This is a genomic window from Acinetobacter lwoffii, assembly GCF_024129715.1.
GTDB classification, from domain to species: Bacteria; Pseudomonadota; Gammaproteobacteria; order Pseudomonadales; family Moraxellaceae; genus Acinetobacter; species Acinetobacter lwoffii_U.
In genome coordinates this window covers 51,936-70,091 of record NZ_JAMXXM010000012.1, presented here as the reverse complement: position 1 = coordinate 70,091, position 18,156 = coordinate 51,936, and the positions used below count along the sequence as shown (strand labels likewise).

13 protein-coding genes are annotated in these 18,156 nt (G+C 46.1%); 7 read left to right on the top strand and 6 right to left on the bottom strand.

From position 1 onward, the window contains the following. Positions 1 to 315: 315 nt before the first annotated feature. Positions 316 to 1,191 (top strand): porin Omp33-36, encoded by an 876-nt coding sequence (omp33-36, locus tag NI462_RS09425; protein WP_253160300.1) that lies wholly within the window; start codon positions 316 to 318, stop codon positions 1,189 to 1,191. Between the two features lie 141 nt (positions 1,192 to 1,332). Next, the gene (locus NI462_RS09420) at positions 1,333 to 2,274 is read left to right on the top strand and encodes a putative porin (protein WP_219308085.1); all 942 of its coding nucleotides are present in this window, start codon (positions 1,333 to 1,335) and stop codon (positions 2,272 to 2,274) included. 68 nt (positions 2,275 to 2,342) lie between these two features. Here the strand turns inward: NI462_RS09420 and NI462_RS09415 are convergent, their stop codons facing one another. The 4 genes from NI462_RS09415 to NI462_RS09400 all read right to left on the bottom strand — a co-directional run bounded on the left by NI462_RS09415 (position 2,343) and on the right by NI462_RS09400 (position 7,488). Then, positions 2,343 to 4,313 carry a glycine betaine transporter gene (locus NI462_RS09415; RefSeq protein ID WP_253160298.1) on the bottom strand — a complete coding sequence of 657 codons (1,971 nt, stop codon included), beginning with the start codon at positions 4,311 to 4,313 and terminating at the stop codon, positions 2,343 to 2,345. Between the two features lie 172 nt (positions 4,314 to 4,485). After that, positions 4,486 to 5,202: an ion channel gene (locus NI462_RS09410; protein WP_253160296.1), complete on the bottom strand. Its 717-nt coding sequence runs from the start codon at positions 5,200 to 5,202 to the stop codon at positions 4,486 to 4,488. A gap of 245 nt (positions 5,203 to 5,447) precedes the next feature. Further along, complete coding sequence (locus NI462_RS09405) at positions 5,448 to 7,154, bottom strand: cation acetate symporter (RefSeq protein ID WP_253160293.1); 1,707 nt, start codon at positions 7,152 to 7,154, stop codon at positions 5,448 to 5,450. Between the two features lies 1 nt (position 7,155). Then, positions 7,156 to 7,488 (bottom strand): DUF485 domain-containing protein, encoded by a 333-nt coding sequence (locus NI462_RS09400; RefSeq protein ID WP_004281374.1) that lies wholly within the window; start codon positions 7,486 to 7,488, stop codon positions 7,156 to 7,158. A gap of 182 nt (positions 7,489 to 7,670) precedes the next feature. On the opposite strand from NI462_RS09400, the gene NI462_RS09395 reads away from it, so the two are divergent. Continuing rightward, on the top strand, positions 7,671 to 11,162 hold the full coding sequence (locus NI462_RS09395; protein ID WP_253160289.1) for a hybrid sensor histidine kinase/response regulator: 3,492 nt from the start codon (positions 7,671 to 7,673) through the stop codon (positions 11,160 to 11,162). 410 nt (positions 11,163 to 11,572) lie between these two features. Continuing rightward, positions 11,573 to 12,334, top strand: coding sequence for a hypothetical protein (locus tag NI462_RS09390; RefSeq protein WP_253160287.1), 762 nt, complete (start codon positions 11,573 to 11,575; stop codon positions 12,332 to 12,334). Positions 12,335 to 12,423: 89 nt separating this feature from the next. Here the strand turns inward: NI462_RS09390 and NI462_RS09385 are convergent, their stop codons facing one another. Continuing rightward, positions 12,424 to 13,074, bottom strand: a complete 651-nt coding sequence (locus NI462_RS09385) for a response regulator (protein WP_004281370.1) — start codon at positions 13,072 to 13,074, stop codon at positions 12,424 to 12,426. Positions 13,075 to 13,451: 377 nt separating this feature from the next. On the opposite strand from NI462_RS09385, the gene msuE reads away from it, so the two are divergent. The 3 genes from msuE to NI462_RS09370 all read left to right on the top strand — a co-directional run bounded on the left by msuE (position 13,452) and on the right by NI462_RS09370 (position 16,882). Continuing rightward, on the top strand, positions 13,452 to 14,186 hold the full coding sequence (gene msuE, locus NI462_RS09380) for an FMN reductase (protein ID WP_071850260.1): 735 nt from the start codon (positions 13,452 to 13,454) through the stop codon (positions 14,184 to 14,186). A gap of 26 nt (positions 14,187 to 14,212) precedes the next feature. Then, entirely contained in the window at positions 14,213 to 15,325 is a 1,113-nt protein-coding gene (gene sfnG, locus NI462_RS09375; RefSeq protein ID WP_253160285.1) for a dimethylsulfone monooxygenase SfnG, read from the top strand. 147 nt (positions 15,326 to 15,472) lie between these two features. Beyond that, a complete protein-coding gene (locus NI462_RS09370) occupies positions 15,473 to 16,882 on the top strand; it encodes a cryptochrome/photolyase family protein (RefSeq protein ID WP_253160284.1) in 1,410 nt (469 codons plus the stop codon). A 61-nt stretch (positions 16,883 to 16,943) separates the two neighbouring features. On the opposite strand, the gene NI462_RS09365 is transcribed toward NI462_RS09370, so the two are convergent. Continuing rightward, a complete protein-coding gene (locus tag NI462_RS09365; RefSeq protein WP_253160280.1) occupies positions 16,944 to 18,125 on the bottom strand; it encodes an acyl-CoA dehydrogenase family protein in 1,182 nt (393 codons plus the stop codon). Between the last annotated feature and the right edge of the window lie 31 nt (positions 18,126 to 18,156).

The window sequence follows — 18,156 nt, the reverse complement described above, 5'->3', positions numbered from 1 at the left end:
AATTTATGAATTAGCTCACCCATTATTAATTGTTTTAATAGATAAATAAACTATAATTGATCGTATTAAGTGATTTAAATAACCACACAATTTCTCCTTAACTTTTAGTCAAAATCTATATTTAAATTCTAGCTTTTTATTATACAAGAGTTTTTATCTAAAATGGCTTCCGAGCCTGATACTTGAATTTTACACAAAATTAATACAAAGATTTAGCTTAAAAAATATCGATTTCGAATTGGATTGACTTAATAAATTGTCACAATACAATGTGTTCCAAAGCTGTACACATCTTGTAACAAAACGGTAAATATCATGAAAAAACTCGGTTTAGCCACTGCTTTATTATTAGCCATGACCGGTGCTCAAGCATATCAATTTGAAGTTCAAGGTCAGTCAGAGTTCATCGACAACACTGTGAATGAACAAGACTTCACTGGTGCAGTTCAAGGTACTTACTACTTCAACAATGTTGATGCTTCTAAAGGTCCTTTAGCTGAAGCTGCTTTTTTAAACCAAGCATCTAATGTTTCTGCTGCTTATACATACGGCGAAGACGGACAAGAATTTGGTGATCGCACTGTGCACCATACTTTCGGTGTAAAAGGTGAAGCGTATATCCCGACTAACGTTGTTCCTGCTTATGCAAGCGCTTCTTATAGCCATACCATCGCGGATAACAAAGCGGGCGACGTAGACGGCAATGGTGACCGTTATGCATTAGAACTAGGTGCATTACTAATCCCTAACTTCTTGGTTGCTGTGGGTTATACCAGCGTTGCTGACCAAACTTCTTATGATGCTTTCAACATGTTTAACAACGGTGTTGCTAAAGCTGCTCTTGAATCTGGCACAATCAATGAAGACCAAGACGCAATCACTGCCCGCACTAAATATGTAGGCGCGATTGACGGTACTAACATGTCAATTGGTTTTGAAAGTGGCCTAGTTTATGGCGAAGATACTGCCTACAACTTAGGTACAACTCTTTTCCTTAACCCACAGTTAAGCGTTGGCGCATCTTATATGGAATCTAGCTTTGCTGGTTCTCCAGACAAAGCTTGGGGCGCGAACGTAAACTACTTCATCACTCCTGCTGTTGCAGTTGGCGCATCTTATGTAAATGCAAATGCTGAAGGCCAAGCACTGGATACACAAACGATTGGTGTAAATGCCAAATTCCGTTTCTAATTTCTGATTAGATTCTGAATCAAAAAAGGACACGATATGTGTCCTTTTTTGTTAGCAATTTTACTACTGATTAAAGGTTGACCTTTTGTCTTTTATTCATGAAAATTCAAATGTTTTTTCATTAACTTAATTGGAATGCGTATGAAAAAGGTTTATTTAGCATCGGCATTATTATTTGCTGTGACAGGTGCCCAAGCCTACCAAGCTGAAGTTCAAGGTACTGTAGGCTATTACGATGCTGAACTTAACGATGGTAACTATAATGTTGGGGTACAAGGGACTTACTATTTTAAAGATATCGACACCTCTAAAGGACCATTAGCTGAAGCTGCTTTCTTGAATCAAGCGAGCAGTATTTCTGCAGGCTACAATTTTGGCCAGCTTACTGCAGATATTAACCAAACGGTTAATGGTGGCGGCAATTCAGTTACTATAAATGAAGAATTTGATGTAGAACAACAAACTTATGGCATTAAGGGTGAAACCTATATTCCTACAAATGTTGTGCCTGTATATGCAAGCGCATCCTATAACCATTCTAAAACTGATGCTAAAAACGATTTTACAGCTTTAATTCAAAATGATGATTCTGGCGATCGCTACGCACTTGAGCTTGGTGCTCTAGTTGCTCCAAATTTCTTGATGGCACTTGGTTATACGAATATTGCTGCTACGGAATCTCTGGATACATTCAACATTTTAAATAATGGTTTGATGAGTGCTACGATGGAAGCACGCAGTATTAGTGACAAGAAAGATGCTATTACAGCACGAACTAAATATGTAGGTCCAATCGATGGTACTGACATGTCAATTGGTTTTGAAGCTGGTCTAGTTTCTGGCGAAGATACGATGTATCAACTGAAAACAGACCTTTATGTAACGCCTAAACTTGGTCTAGGTGTTTCTTATACAGATGGTAGCTACAAAAGCGCTACTGTTCCAACATCTGCAGTTGGTTTAAATGCGAGCTACTTCGTCACTCCAGCTGTATCACTAGGTGCTAGCTACGTTTATGCTGATGGTAAATATGGCGCAAATGATGCACAACTTGGTGCGTTCAATGCCAAATTCCGTTTCTAATTTCTGATTAGATTCTGGATCAAAAAAGGACGCATATTGCGTCCTTTTTTATTGTTTTATGACTTCATTTACTCAGGCGTACGTACCAGACTTAAGAAGTGCAAATGACGTTCATATTGGTCAATGATGTCCTGCAATAGATCTTCTTGCGTCCACTCCATCACATCATAACCCTGACCGCCTTCTCTTAAAAATACTTCTGCCTGATAGGAATCTACGCCCGCATTCTCCAGTTCAGACATAAAGCTTGGACTTAAAGTCTGGGTGGCATTGACCTGATAGATAAAATTAATTTCATCCTGATGATCAACACGGAGCTGTATACCGTCTTCTAGTGGACGAATCGTCACGTGTAATCGGCGCCGTTTCAATTCACTTTGAAAGTTGAGAAATGCCTTATTCACTGTAGTGTGAATATACTGCTGCACCTCTTCCTGGGTATGCGGATAATGCATAATCAGGCCTAATCGCTGTTGCCAACTACGCGGATTCTGAATTGCACGCGGGGTAATCCGTGCGGCTTGCAGCGCATGCATTTTGATGACATCCAGATGTAAGGCTTTAATTAAGCCCCAGCAGATCAGCAGCATAATAAAGGTAAAAGGCAAGGCGCTCATGATCGTGGCCGACTGCAAGGCCTCAAGTCCACCAGCCAGTAATAGGATGATGGCCAACAAAGCCATGAGTACGGTCCAGAACAGACGCTGCCAAGTCGGTGAATTATCACTTTTCGCTGTCAGATAATCAGTCACCAATGCCCCTGAATCGGCAGAAGTCACAAAGAACAGCATCACTAGTAAAGTCGCAATGATGCTGGTCACTGAGCTGAAAGGCAGATTGTTCAGAAACTCAAATAGGGCCACTGATGAATCACGCTGAACTGCCTCTAATAAGCCAGTATTGGCTTCATGCATAATACTGTACAGTGCGGCATTGCCCATAAAGCCCATCCAGATCAGGGTAAATCCAGTCGGAATCAGCAATACACCCACGATAAATTCACGAATACTGCGGCCTTCCGAGACCCGGGCAATAAACATCCCGACAAATGGCGACCAGGAAATCCACCAGGCCCAGTACATGATGGTCCAGCCCCCAATCCAGCCACTTGGCTGATAGGCATACAGATTAAAGGTCATACTGAACAGATTTGAAACATACTGGCCGGCATTCTGAATAGTCGTCTGTAATAGATAAATACTCGGACCTGCCACAAAGACAAAAATCAGCAACAGCAGTGCAAGTACCAAATTTAGTTCAGATAAACGTTTAATTCCTTTGTCTAATCCAAAAAATACGGAAGTCGCCGCCATGGCACTGACCACAATAATCAAAATGACCTGAGTACTGGGTGCCTGTTCCACACCAAACAGGTAATTCAAACCTGAATTGATTTGGGTCACCCCGAAACCCAGTGTGGTGGCGACACCAAATACCGTACCAATGGTGGCAAAGGTATCGACGCCATCTCCAATCGGTCCATAGATCTTTTGACCAATCAGCGGATACAAGGCCGAACGGATTTTTAAAGGCAATTGATGCCGATAAGCAAAATAAGCTAACGATAGGCCAACAAGCGTATAAATTGCCCAGGCATGTAAACCCCAGTGGAAAAAGGTCACCCGCATAGATTGCTGTGCAGCCAGCACAGTTTCCGGTTCACCGGCAGGTGGCGTAACATAATGCATCACCGGTTCGGCCACACCAAAGAACATCAGTCCAATCCCCATCCCTGCGGTGAATAACATCGCAAACCAGGAAGCACTGCTATATTTTGGTTGACTATGGTCGGGCCCCAGTTTGATTTTGCCCATATCCGACAAAGCAATATAAACCAGAAGGATGAGAAATATCGCCACCGACAATACATAGAACCAGCTAAAGGACGCGGTAATCCACTGGTTCAGTTGCTGGGTGAACACTGAAAAAGCATCGGGTGCAAATACGACCAACGCTAAAAATATCGCAATAATGGCGACAGTACTGATAAAAACATTTGGATTGATATTGGCAAACCAGGATGGTTTTGTGGAAGGCATACATCCTCCATTTTTTAAAAATTGGATCGACAAACAGCGTCAAATAATTATTGGTAAGGTCAAAATGATCAGACAGATTCAGTCTATGGGAGCTAGATCTCCTGCTATTTTAAGATGTGACACAAAATAAAGCCGTTAAGTTACTGTAACAAATACAATAAAAGGATGAGTCTCATTGCCCAGGCGGGTTTTCTCTATTTTTCACGTTCTTTTTATGCGGTAGACGTGCGATATATTGCAAGGCAATTAAGCGGGATACAATCAGCGCCAGATACATCACCCCGACAAACATCTGGATAATGGCTAGCATCCGTGCGACCGGACTGACCGGCATGATATCAGACAGTCCTGTTGCAGACTGTACACTGAAACTAAGAAAAATCAGATCCAGCCAGGGTTGATAGGCTTGCAGATCGGGGTCTGAAAAGCTGTACGGCACCAGCAGCTGACAGATACTGTAGAGGAAGGCAAAGCCCCAGGCCAGCAAGGTAAATACTGCGCCAGCGGCAAAGAGTTCATCCTTGGTCAGATAACGGTCATGAAACATATAACGCAGTAGGCCATAGGCTGCACTAAAATAAGCACCAGCTTCAAACAGGTGGGCGGTGACATGGATCCAGGTATAACGCAGTCCCAGCACAATCAGGGAGGAAAAGAAAATCGCACCGGCGACAAAGCTAAGTCCTAAAATGGTAAACATTGGAGTCTGGCGAATGACTCTGGCAATCACCAGCAAAACCAGAACACCCAGCACCCAGGTTCCCGCCCGATAAGACACGCTTTCATAACTCAATACCGACAAGAGCAAGATCAGCAATTGCAGGCACAACAGCCATGCCGAAGGCAAATGGGTAAAGCTGTTCCAGAACTGTTGCAGAGATTGCTTCATAATGCCCTTCTTGTTGCTCTTCTTGTTACTATCGTCATGTAGGGAACACATTGTTATTGTTAGCAGCTTTTAACATAGCACGCTTAAATCCGCTTGCAGATATGCGATTTGTATGAAAATTACTGAAATAACGCTGCACAAATCCAGCCATCTCAATTCAATACGGCGTTTATGCTAAAGAGAAAGCTTAATTATATCTCCATAAAAAAAGCCCCTGACGGGGCTTTTTTAGCGTAGCGCAGATCTTAGTGATCCGATGCGCCTGAGATACCAATACCGGTTTGTGAACGTACAAACTGGGCATCAAAGGCTTTGCGTTCTGCCTGAGCCTGTGCCGAATTATCCGTCACAGAGAACAACCAGCAGCACAAGAATGACAATGGCATCGCGAAGATTGCAGGACCATTGAACGGGTTCACTGGCGTATCAGAAATACCCAAAGTATCGACCCATACTGCTTTAGACAGCACAATCAAGGTTACTGCGGTTACCAGACCGGCAACACCACCAATAACTGCACCACGTGTCGTCAAACCTTTCCAGAACATAGACAATACTAGTACCGGGAAGTTGGCACATGCCGCAACCGAGAATGCCAGACCGACCATGAAGGCTACGTTTTGTTTCTCGAACAGAATCCCGAGAATCATTGCGAAGATCGCAAGACCTAAAGTCGCGATTTTAGACATACGTAGTTCAGATTCAGGCGTGGTTTGGCCTTTCTTCAACACGTTGGCATACAAGTCATGCGAAATTGCTGAAGCACCTGACAGGGTCAAACCAGCAACGACTGCAAGAATCGTGGCAAATGCAACTGCAGAAATGAAGCCCATGAACAGGTCACCGCCCACTGCATCAGACAGGTGCACCGCCGCCATGTTATTACCACCGACCAGCTCCAGCTTGCCAGTCACTGCCATTTTCGCAACATCAAGGAATTGCGGGTTGTTCGATACATACAGAATCGCACCGAAACCAATGATGAAGGTGAGCAGGTAGAAATAACCAATAAAGCCTGTAGCAACCACGACTGATTTACGCGCTTCTTTGGCATCTTTTACCGTGAAGAAACGCATCAGGATATGTGGCAGACCTGCTGTACCAAACATCAATGCCAGACCTAAAGAAATCGCATCAATCGGATTAGACGCCAGACTACCCGGCCCCATGATCTTGGTGGCATCTGTCAGGCTTAAATCATGTACTTTTGAATAAACACCAATCGCCTGTTCAAACATGTTGGTAAAGCTGAAGCCCACGCCTTTCATGACCATGAATGCCATAAAGGTCGCACCAGACAGCAACATTACCGCCTTGATGATCTGTACCCAAGTGGTCGCCAACATACCGCCGAAAATTACGTAGGCCATCATCAGCAAGCCAACGATCACGACTGCAATGTTATAGTTCAGACCGAATAGAAGTTTGATCAGCTGACCTGCACCCACCATCTGTGCAATCAGATAGAACGCGACCACAACCAGCGAGCTTAAAGCAGCTAAGGTACGTACCGGTTTTTCCTGCAAGCGGAAAGATACTACGTCTGACAGGTTGTATTTACCCAGGTTACGCAGACGTTCTGCCACCAGGAACAATACGATCGGCCAACCGACCATAAAGCCCAGTGAATACAGCAAGCCATCAAAGCCTGACAGGAACACCATCGCGGAAATACCCAGGAACGATGCTGCTGACATATAGTCACCGGCAATCGCCAGGCCATTCTGGAAACCAGAAATACCGCCACCGGCCGTATAGAAATCTGTGGTGCTGGTGGTTTGTTTCGCTGCCCATTTGGTAATGAACAGTGTTGCACCGACGAAAATCACAAACATGATAATCGCGTGCCAGTTGGTCGCCTGCTGTTCTGCTGCACCCAGATCAGGACCAGCGAAAGCCATACCTGAGGCCATTGCAGTTGCAGCAAGAGCAATAAGAGAATTCCATTTCATCTTAGTGGTGTCCTTTTTCATGAGCAATCGCTTCGACTTCACGGATTGCTTCTTCAGTCAATTGATCAAGTTTGTTATTGGCAATGTAGGAATACACACCACACAAGATAAACGACAGGACAATGATACCTAGACCAAGTGGAATACCCCACGTGGTCACACCACCTGAAATTGAAGACAATAGAAATTCTTTGTTGTAACCAACCAGCAACATGAAACCCACATAGACAAATAGCATAATGCCGGTCAACGTCCAGCTGAGCATACTTTTCTTGCGGACCATTTCCTTGAATTTTGGATTTTGTAGAATACGATCTACTTGTACCTCATCCATAATTACTACTCCTGTAGCCCAACCTTGGGCTGCCTATTTTTTAATTCGAATTATCACTGTTGCAAGTTAACAATAATCGTAGGTGCTTGTAATTTAGACTTTGGTCGTTAAAAATGATCAATTTAAACTGTAGCGTTCACGATGCGTTATCATAGCGGCATGCTCAGTACACATCAGGCTATATGAACAGTTGGCTCATCATAGGGGTACTCGCCCTCTATATCGCATTACTCTTTATCTGCGCTTTCTACGGGGAAAAACATGCCAGCCGGCTGAGTACCCGTGGGCGCATGCTATTGTTTAGTTTAACTTTAGGAGTGTACTGCTCCTCCTGGACCTTTTACGGCGCCACGGGTGCTGCGGTACGTGAAGGCATTATTTTCCTGCCGATCTATCTGGGTCCGCTGCTCTTTGTTGCTGTCGGCTATGACATCTGGCGCCGTCTGGGACGGGTGAGACAGCATCATGCCATTTCTTCGATCGCTGACTTTGTCGCAGCACGCTATGGTAAAAGTGGTCCCCTCGCCTCGCTGGTGACCATTCTGGCGGTGGTGGCGATTGTGCCTTATCTGGCCTTACAGTTACGTGCGATTGCCCTGAGTGCCGCCGTCATTCTGGAGCCTTCCGCAGGTGTAACCGGCACGACCAATGGCGTACTGTTTCTGACCGGGGTTCTGGCAATACTGGCGATGATGTTTGGTACCCGGCAGATTGCCAATACTGAACAGCATGGCGGGCTGATGCTGGCCGTGGCATTTGAGTCTTTTGTCAAACTCTTCGCCCTGTTGGCAGTTGCCTGTTTCTTTATGTTTGAAGCACCAGAAAATCTGGCACAGATCAGTACCGATATCAGTACTACTTTTCATGATGTGCAACTGTTTGGCGTACCACAAAGTTTCTGGATTCAGACCTTGCTGGCGGCACTGGCCATTATCTGCCTGCCGCGCCAGTTCCATGTAGCGGTGGTTGAGCTGCGCGATGAAAAACATATCCGCGGTGCGCGGCGCTGGTTTGCGGTCTATTTGATTCTGACTACCCTGGCGATTATTCCCATTGCCAGCTGGGCGCTACATGCTGCACCACAATACCTGGCCATTCCGGATGTGGCGGTACTCTCTTTGCCACTCAGCTATAATCAGGACTGGCTCACTTTATTAGCCTTCTTGGGTGGTTTCTCTGCCTCTACCGGGATGCTGCTGGTGTCTTCCGTGGCACTGTCAATCATGCTCAGTAATGACCTGATCATGCCGGCGTTGTGGCGTTTAAAGCTGATTTCCCGGCATGACAAACGCTTGCCGCTGGTGCTGAAATTTACCCGCAGGGTCTGTATTCTGGGCGTGATGTTGATGGGCTTCCTGTTCTTCAACTTCTTTAATGATATTGATCAGCTCTCGGTTTTTGGCCTGCTGGCCTTTAGTGCGGTAGCACAATTCGCTCCAGCCCTGATCGGCGGCCTGTACTGGCGTGGCGGTAGTAAGCAAGGTGTCTATGCCGGACTCCTGACCGGTTTTGCCTTGTGGGCTTATACCCTGCTGTTTCCAACCATTTTGCGCAGCCTGCCCGAAGCCTATAGCAGCTTTAGTCAAAGCCTGCTGAATCAAGGTCCTTTTGGCTGGAACTGGTTAAGACCGGAAGCCCTGATCGGTTTTGAGTCTTTTGATCCGCTGACGCATGGAGTAGTTTGGGCACTGGGCTTAAACACCCTGCTGTATATCTGGATTTCCCGTATTTTCCGGCCGAGTATTGCCGAACAGATTCAAGCCGAAAGTTTCTTCTATTATGAAACCAAGCCACTACCCTCTCAGAGCCCTTCAACCGAAGTCAGCTATTCGCATCAGGATGTCGCCCGTTTAAAAGTCGGCGATCTGATTACCCTGGCCAAACGCATTACCGGCGAAGGCCCAACCACACGCGCTTTCCAGCAATTCTGTACCCAAAACAGCGTTGAGCTGAATGAAAACAGCAGTGCCAATGGCATGTGGTGGCGTTTCACTGAACAGTATCTGGCGGGGACTATCGGGGCAGCTTCAGCACGTACCCTGCTTACTACCGCCATGGTCAATAATGGCCTGGCCTTGGGTCAGGTCGCCAATATTCTCGATCAGGCCTCGCAATGGCAACGCTTCAATCAGAATCTGATCATGACCATGATTGATCACATGACCCAAGGGGTCAGCGTAGTCGATGAAAACATGTGTCTGGTCGCATGGAACAATCAGTATCTGAAACTGTTCGATTATCCGACCGATATTGTCTATGTCGGTTGTCCAATCGCAGACCTGATCCGTTATAACGCTGAACGTGGTGAATGTGGCCCGGGCTCGGTTGAAGAACATGTACGGAAACGGATTCACTGGATGCAGGTCGGCAGTGCCCATGAATTTGAACGGATTCGTAAAGATGGCCGCGTCATTCAGATGCGCGGCAATCCGATCGAAGGCGGCGGGTTCGTTACCACTTTCGCCGATATTACTGCCTTCCGTGAAAATGAAGCCGTGCTTGAAGCCCGCGTTCAGGACCGTACCCATCAGCTGGCCGATGCATTGTCCGAGCAGCAACTGGCGCGTGAACAGGCCGATAAGGCCAATATGTCAAAAAGCCGCTTCATTGCAGCCGCCAGTCATGACCTGTTGCAGCCAATGCATGCCGCGCGCCTGTTCAGTACCGCACTCGAACAAAGCGTGCAGAATGATGAAGACCGCAAGACCTTACAACAACTGGATCGTGCTTTGCATGGTGCAGAAAGCATGTTGTCTGCCCTGCTGGATATTGCCCGACTGGAAGGCGGCACCATTCAGCCGAAACGTCAGGCTTATCCGCTGCATGACCTGCTCAGCGATCTGGAACTCCAGTTCAAATCCATCGCTGCACAGCGTGGTATCAAGTTCAGTGTGCATGATGCACAGTTCTGGATTGATACCGATCCACAATGGATTCGCCGCATTATCCAGAACTTTGTCAGCAATGCGTTGCGTTATACTGCCAGAGGTAAAGTGGTGGTCGGTGTATTACGTTCGAGCAGCAGACCGAATCATATCCGTATTGGCGTCTGGGATACTGGCCCGGGCATTGCCGAAGAACAGCGCATCAAACTGTTTCAGGAATTTGAACGTTGCGGCCACACCTCGCCTTGGGGTGAACAGGGTCTGGGCCTAGGTTTGGCGATCGTACAACGCATGACCAGCATGCTGGACTATCCGGTACATGTGTCTTCTGCGCTGGGTAAAGGTTCCTGCTTTATGATTGAAGTGCCTGTGATCGAAGCACCGAAAGTGGTCGCAGCACCGGTTCAGGCCGTACCTTTAAAGAGCAAAGCCTTTAAGATTCTGTGTCTGGATAATGATGAAACCATTCTGGAAGGCATGTCGACCTTATTGACCAAATGGGGTTATCAGGTGTTTAAAGCCACTGAACCTGAACAAGCAGCCATGCTGATTCAGCAGGAAAATATTCAGGTCTGGCTGGTGGATCAACATCTGAATCAGGACAAGATCGGTCTGGATTTCATTCTGGAACATCGTTCGAAGGATATTCCGGTCGCCCTGATTACCGCCGATTCCGATCCGGAATTGCCGCAACGTCTGAAAGAGCTGAACATTGTTCTGCTAAAAAAACCACTGAAACCGGCATCATTACGTTCATGGTTATCTGGACTGAAGATTTCCGACTCCTAAATAGATAACGATCTGATCAATGCCCATTTCAGACCCTGAAGTGGGCATTTTTTATACTCAACTGCCACATAAACTTACCTAGGTTGCATAAAATTTATTCTAATGTGCTAAAAGCAGCAAATATGCCGAAAATACAGCTGAATAAATTGACCAAAATGCTCATTTTTTAATTCACTATGGCAAAAACTGACGAATGTATTAATGTACATGTGTACACTTAGTTACAATTAATTATCTTATTGTTTTTAACAAAAATTAAAGAGTAATTTTCCACTACTATAACTTTAGTCGTATTTTTTATCCCTTGCACTTGGCTCTAAAAATAGAGGAATAAGAAACGATCAGTTCCCATCTCATGCAGCCTTAATTTTTTGGTCGCTGATCTATTTCTGCATATCGGAGTTCTTCACATGAACATAGATCAAAACCATGACCTGAATCAGACCCAGCAGTTTCACCGTCAATATGGCGCCAACGCCTTATTGCCAAGCATTGACTGGGCACAGATCTTTAAATACAGCAAGCTAAATGATGCCCAGTATCAGGCACTGGAAACGCTGTATCAGAGTGCAGTCCCCCTAGCACTGCAAGTCTTTGATGAATTACATTTTGATGTCTTTGAACCTTATGCCTACAAGCCGCAAGGTCTGGGTCTATTTGAAAAGATTGCTGAACAGGAAGACAAGCTGATTCAGTCTTTAGAAGCTGAAACAGAGGATCTTCCAGCAAAAACCCGTCATCAGATCTGGAGCATGTTGCTGCGTGGTGGCGCAGTACTGGTCTTTAAGGCCTGGCTGGGTAAGGTCAAAAATGAAGAAGATTGCCTGGATACCAGCCAGTTTGATGAGCTGTCTGATCTGTTATTTATCAAAACCTGCCCACATGAGCTGGCGCAGCGTTTACATGTCGATCCGAATACGCGCGACGAACATATCTTCCTGATGTATGAAAATGAAGTTTATCTGGACCGTTTTAACAGTCTGGAAACTGCGGCGCTGTTTGTCGATCTGGGTGTTTATGATGCGACTTTCCTGAGTCTGCGTGATGATCGCGTGGCGGAATATCTGAAGTCGAAGGGTTATGTCACTGAAGAGCAGATTGATGAATTGCAATGTGCCTTAAATCCTTTGTTTTGTGATGATTTCACCCGCAAACAGGATTATATCGCCTAGCTGACTCAGGTCTTTGCACTCAGTTTTGCAGATTTCGCCCATAAAAAAAGACCTCCAAGGAGGTCTTTTTCAATTCGGCTATGCAGAACTTACATTTTGCGGTCTTCAATATTCAGTGCATTAATGGCCAATACCGCTTGTGTCCGGTTTTGTACGCCAAGCTTACGGAAGATTGCAGTCACATGCGCTTTAATCGTCGCTTCCGATACATCCAGCTCATAAGCGATCTGCTTGTTTAATAAACCTTCAGCCACCATCATCAATACCCGGAACTGTTGTGGCGTCAAAGACTGGATCCGTTCTGCCAAAGCCGTTTCATCGGCAGCACGCGGATCAAAATTCATATTGGCCGGCAGATTTGGCGGTAACCAGATTTCACCTTCTAGCACTTCACGAATCGCTTCACCGATATGGCTTGGATGGGCAGATTTAGGAATATAGCCCATCGCACCATGCGCGATCGCACGCTGGATGATGCTGACTTCTTCATGCGCAGACACGACAATAATCGGTAAAGACGGATATTGTGCGCGGACATGCACCAGGGCAGAAAATCCGGAAGCGCCCGGCAGGTTTAAATCCAAGAGCACAAGATCAGGCTCAGGGCCATTTTCTAGACGTTCATAAAATTCATTGACTGCCGCAGTTTCATGAATCTGGGCTTGTGGCAGGCTATAACGTACAGCTTGAATCAAGGCATGACGAAATAGTGGATGATCATCAACGATTAAAATATTCATAGGCAACGTGAGAGAGATCTTGGCACGGTAACCCCTATTCTAACCACACAACCCGGTTAAGGATATGCAAGACACTACAATTTTTAAAATAATATGCAGTTTTTCTTCAAAATTGCCCATTTTTGCACTATTGCAATAATTGTTTAATTCTCATCACTTTTTTATATATCACTTATTCCTCAGTGAAAAAGCTTATCTGCATTCAATATAAATATAAATATCATAAACTTAACCCTAAATTAATTTTAAAAAATCAGGTCTTTGTCGTATATCGCAAAATCAGATAACTTTTCAGCTTTTCGTTATTTTACACGCCTTCGCTGAATCGGGATTAATAGGGACATTCCGAGATTACCCCTATTTTTCAGGTTCTAAATATGTCTAATTTTAATGCGCAAAAACCCTTAAATATTGTTGCCGTATCTGGCGGTTTAAATCATCCTTCAAAAACCGAAGCTTTGGTTCAGGCCATTCTGGATGAGCTGGGTGAAGCGACACCAATCAATGTGCATTTCATTAAATTTAGCGAAATTGGTTCGCTCTTGGGCGGTGCAATTTACCGTAATCAGTTGCCGCAACGCGTTCAGGATGATCTGGCAGCAGTAGAAGCCGCAGATGCGCTGATTGTCGGCACCCCGGTCTACCGCGCTTCATTTACCGGCCTGTTCAAGCATTTCTTTGACTTTGTCGAGCAAACGGCGCTGGTGGATGTTCCGGTATTACTGGCGGCTTCCGGTGGCAGTGACCGTCATGCACTGGTACTTGAACATCAACTGCGTCCTTTATTCAGTTTCTTCCAGGCACAGACTTTACCGATTGGGGTCTATGCCACCGACCGCGATTTCACCCCTGCATATACCATTCACAGTGAATTGCTCCGCGACCGGATTACCCTGGCTGTGGCGCGTGCATTGCCGATTCTGGAATGGGCACCAGCCAAAGGTCAACGTGCCGAAGTCATTAAAGAAAAAACCATTCAAGCGAGTCAAAACCTGGGCATTAACAAACAGATCGAACAGGAAGAAGTATTACCTTCTGCAGCCGTGCCGAGCCTGGATGCCGCAGAATCGCGTTTACATAGCAAGAAAGCACCAAAGACTCAAGTGGCTTGAACACAGCATTGCAGAGGGTGATGAATATGTCGAATGATAAAAATATCGTATTTGCCTATTGGGTGCCGAATGTCAGTGGTGGCCTGGTGGTTAGTAACATCGAGCAGCGCACCGACTGGAGCTATGACTATAACGTGTGTCTGGCACAAACCGCTGAACAGGCAGGCTTTGATTATGCCCTGACCCAGATCCGTTTTACTGCCGGCTATAACGCAGAAAACCAGCATGAATCGGTCAGCTTCAGTCATGGCATTCTGGCCAAAACTGAACGCCTGAAAGTCATTGCCGCGATTCTGCCGGGTCCATGGAAGCCGGCACTGGCTGCAAAACAACTGGCGACGATTGACCATCTGAGCAATGGCCGGATCGCGATCAATGTAGTCAGTGGTTGGTTCCGTGGTGAATTTGATGCGATTGGTGAAGAATGGCCGGAACATGACGAGCGTTATGCCCGTTCGGAAGAGTTTATCCGTAGCCTAAAAGGAGTCTGGACCCAGAATAACTTTAATTTTGAAGGTAAATATTATCAATTTAAAGACTATACCTTGAGTCCGAAACCACTACAAAAACCGCATATTGAAATCTTTCAGGGCGGCAGTTCCCGGGCAGCACGTGATATGGCTTCTCGCGTATCTGACTGGTACTTCACCAATGGCAATACCCCGGAAGAGCTGAAAAAACAGATCGATGATATTCGTGAAAAAGCCAAGGCAAATCATCACTCGGTGAAAATCGGCGTAAATGCCTTTGTGATTGCACGGGATACCGAAGAAGAAGCTCAGGCTGTATTGCAGGAAATTATTAGCAAGGCCAATGTGCAGGCAGTGAAATCCTTTGGTGAAGCGACCCGTGAAGCTGGCGCGGCAAGTCAGGAAGGTGAAGGCAACTGGGCCCAATCCACCTTTGAAGATCTGGTGCAATACAATGACGGGTTCCGCACCAATCTGATCGGGACACCGCAGCAGATTGCTGAACGGATTATCGAGCTGAAGAAAGTCGGTGTCGATCTAATTCTGTCAGGCTTTTTGCACTTTATTGAAGAAGTCGAATATTTTGGCCAGAAGGTGCTGCCTTTGGTCCGTGAGCTTGAAGCACAACAGGCAACGCCTGTGCAGCAAGAAGAAGCTGAGCCCGTATAATTATTCAAATAAATCTCAGCAGATTCACTCCCTCCCTCAAGGCTCGGCTTGGGGGATTTTTTTATGTGATAAAATTGTTGTCTGGCTAGGTTTAAGACCATCAATTCCTTAAAATTCTGCACTAACGACTTTCCAAGAATTTTAACAATGCAACTGATCTGGTTTCGTCAAGACCTCCGCATTCATGATCATGCCGCGCTCTGGCATGCCACCCAGCAAGGCAGCTGTATAGCAGTGATGGTGCTCTCTCCCGAACAATGGAAGCTGCATCAGGATGCCCGGATTAAAATCGATTTTTATCTACGTCGCCTCGACATCTTAAAGCAGCAGTTAGCGCAGCTGAATATTCCATTAATCATTTTAAATGTTCCCTTATGGCAAGACCTGCCGGCCGAAATGCGAAGCCTGTGCCAAAAACTTCAGATTGATACGCTACATGCCAATATTGAAGTGGGCGTGAATGAACTGCAACGTGATGCACAGGTACAGCAGATGCTGGAACAGCAGCAGATCCGGGTCGAGCTGTATCATGATCGCAGCCTGTTTCCACTGACCAGTATCCGTAACCAGTCCAATCAACCCTATCAGATCTATAGCGCATTCAAGAAAAAGTGCTATGAGCGACTGATTCAGAATATACCGGGCTGTTACCCTGACATTCAGGCTCAAGATCCGGTTGAATTACCAGACCAGTTGACCAGCTTTGATCTGCAAAAATTTGCGGCTAATTATGAAGTCGATCATGCTGCCCAGCTCTGGCCTACAAAAGATCAAGCTGCCTTTGAGCTGCTCGATGATTTTATCGGGGAGAAAATGGTTCACTATAAAACCGAGCGAGATCTACCTGCAGTCGATGGCACCAGTCGCCTGTCACCGTATCTGAATATAGGCATCCTCTCAATCCGTCAATGTATGCAGACCCTGTTTAAGGATGGATATTTCCAGATTGATGATATCGGTCAGCAGACCTGGCTGGATGAACTGCTCTGGCGCGAGTTTTATCTACATACCCTGTTTGATTTTCCCCGTGTATCCAGGCATCGGCCTTTTAAGGAAAATACCGATAACATCCAGTGGCGCAATGCACCGGATAATTTGGCTGCCTGGCAACAAGGACAAACCGGGATTCCGATTGTCGATGCCGGTATGCGGCAAATGCGGGCCACTGGCTGGATGCATAACCGGGTGCGCATGATTACTGCGATGTTTCTATGTAAAAACCTGCTGATAGACTGGCGCTTGGGAGAAAGCTGGTTCATGCAACAGCTGATTGATGGTGATCTGGCGGCCAATAATGGCGGCTGGCAATGGTGTGCTTCGACCGGCATGGACGCCGTGCCCTATTTCCGGATTTTTAACCCAGTCAGCCAGTCACAGAAGTTTGATCCGAATGGAGATTACATCCGTCAATGGGTGCCAGAACTGGCGCATCTGGATGCCGAAAGCATTCATGACCCCTATGCCAAAAATCTGGATCTTGAACTGGATTATCCAAAACCGATCGTGGATTTAAAAGCCTCTCGTGTAAGAGCGATTGAAGCTTTCAAGCAAATTTAAAACTAAACTTTTTCATCCAGAATAAAACAGCCTCTGATAAAGAGGCTGTTTTATTTTCAGATCAGGAATAAAAGCTTGGATCAGGCACTTTTCCAGTCAGCACCCATTCCCCCACTTCCTGATACTTATAATCGATCGGATCATGCAAGGTCTGGGTGCGGACATTACGCCAGAAGCGGTCCAGATTGAGCTTGGCCGTGGTGGCCCGCGCACCCATCACCTGGAAAATATTCTGGGTAATATAGAGAGAGGTATTGGTTGCGGCAATTTTAGCTGTGGCAATGGCAACCGAGACTTCACCGCGCTGTTCGACACTTAAATCATTCCCAAGCTCCCAGGCTGCCTGTAAACCCTGAACTGCTTTATCTGCGAGTAAGCGTACACCTTCTAGCTGTACATAGAACTCGGCAAAATGCTTCTGGGTAAAAGGATCATTCACTGCATCGTCTGCCAGTGATTTGGACCAGGCTTTTTGGGTCTGTACGCCCTGTCTGGCGATTTCAAATGCTCCTTCTGCCACGCCCAAAAACAGATGCACGAAAATCAGCTGGGCAATCAAAGGCCGTAGACTGGAATACGGCGTACTCAGTGGACCGGGGTTTAACAGCAATTCATTTTCATGAATTTTGACCTGCTCAAAATGACTGGTACCACTGTCGGTCTGGCGTTGGCCCATATTGTTCCAGTCGCCCAGAAAACTGACTCCTTCACGGTGGGTAGGAATCACACCAATCAGTAGTTTTCCTGCATCGTTATAGCCTGAACACAGCAACATATCCGAATCAATCGAACCCGAGCAGAAGCTTTTATCACCATGGAAAATATATTCAGTTTCTGAGACTTTTATGGCTTTGGTACGACGATCCAGTGGATTTAGAGTATTACCCCAGAACAGATTATTTTGGGCAGTCTGTTCAAACCACGGGCCATATTGTTCCGCTTGGGAAAATAATTGCACGGTGGCAATCAGCAAATGGTGAAAAGCGTAGACATGGGCCAATGAACTGTCGACTTGGGCAATGGTCTGAATGGTGCTAAAAATGGTCTGCCAATCTGCTTCCTGACCGCCGTGCTGTTTTGGAATGGACAGGCCAAGCAGGCCGCTCTGGCGAATCAGGTCACGCTCGGCTTTGGGATTACCCCCCTGTTTGTCCCGCTCTGCGGCAGTCAAAGCAAAAGTTTCAGCCAGTTGCCGGGCAATCTCTAAGGGCGACTGATCGAGATATGATTGTCGTATATTCATTGTTTTTGGACCTATATTCAGCATGGCTTGA

Excerpts from the sequence above, each read along its gene's own strand:
- omp33-36 (WP_253160300.1), top strand. The coding sequence starts at position 316 with ATGAAAAAACTCGGTTTAGCCACTGCTTTATTATTAGCCATGACCGGT.
- NI462_RS09420 (WP_219308085.1), top strand. The coding sequence starts at position 1,333 with ATGAAAAAGGTTTATTTAGCATCGGCATTATTATTTGCTGTGACAGGT.
- NI462_RS09415 (WP_253160298.1), bottom strand. The coding sequence starts at position 4,313 with ATGCCTTCCACAAAACCATCCTGGTTTGCCAATATCAATCCAAATGTT.
- NI462_RS09410 (WP_253160296.1), bottom strand. The coding sequence starts at position 5,202 with ATGAAGCAATCTCTGCAACAGTTCTGGAACAGCTTTACCCATTTGCCT.
- NI462_RS09405 (WP_253160293.1), bottom strand. The coding sequence starts at position 7,154 with ATGAAATGGAATTCTCTTATTGCTCTTGCTGCAACTGCAATGGCCTCA.
- NI462_RS09400 (WP_004281374.1), bottom strand. The coding sequence starts at position 7,488 with ATGGATGAGGTACAAGTAGATCGTATTCTACAAAATCCAAAATTCAAG.
- NI462_RS09395 (WP_253160289.1), top strand. The coding sequence starts at position 7,671 with ATGAACAGTTGGCTCATCATAGGGGTACTCGCCCTCTATATCGCATTA.
- NI462_RS09390 (WP_253160287.1), top strand. The coding sequence starts at position 11,573 with ATGAACATAGATCAAAACCATGACCTGAATCAGACCCAGCAGTTTCAC.
- NI462_RS09385 (WP_004281370.1), bottom strand. The coding sequence starts at position 13,074 with ATGAATATTTTAATCGTTGATGATCATCCACTATTTCGTCATGCCTTG.
- msuE (WP_071850260.1), top strand. The coding sequence starts at position 13,452 with ATGTCTAATTTTAATGCGCAAAAACCCTTAAATATTGTTGCCGTATCT.
- sfnG (WP_253160285.1), top strand. The coding sequence starts at position 14,213 with ATGTCGAATGATAAAAATATCGTATTTGCCTATTGGGTGCCGAATGTC.
- NI462_RS09370 (WP_253160284.1), top strand. The coding sequence starts at position 15,473 with ATGCAACTGATCTGGTTTCGTCAAGACCTCCGCATTCATGATCATGCC.
- NI462_RS09365 (WP_253160280.1), bottom strand. The coding sequence starts at position 18,125 with ATGAATATACGACAATCATATCTCGATCAGTCGCCCTTAGAGATTGCC.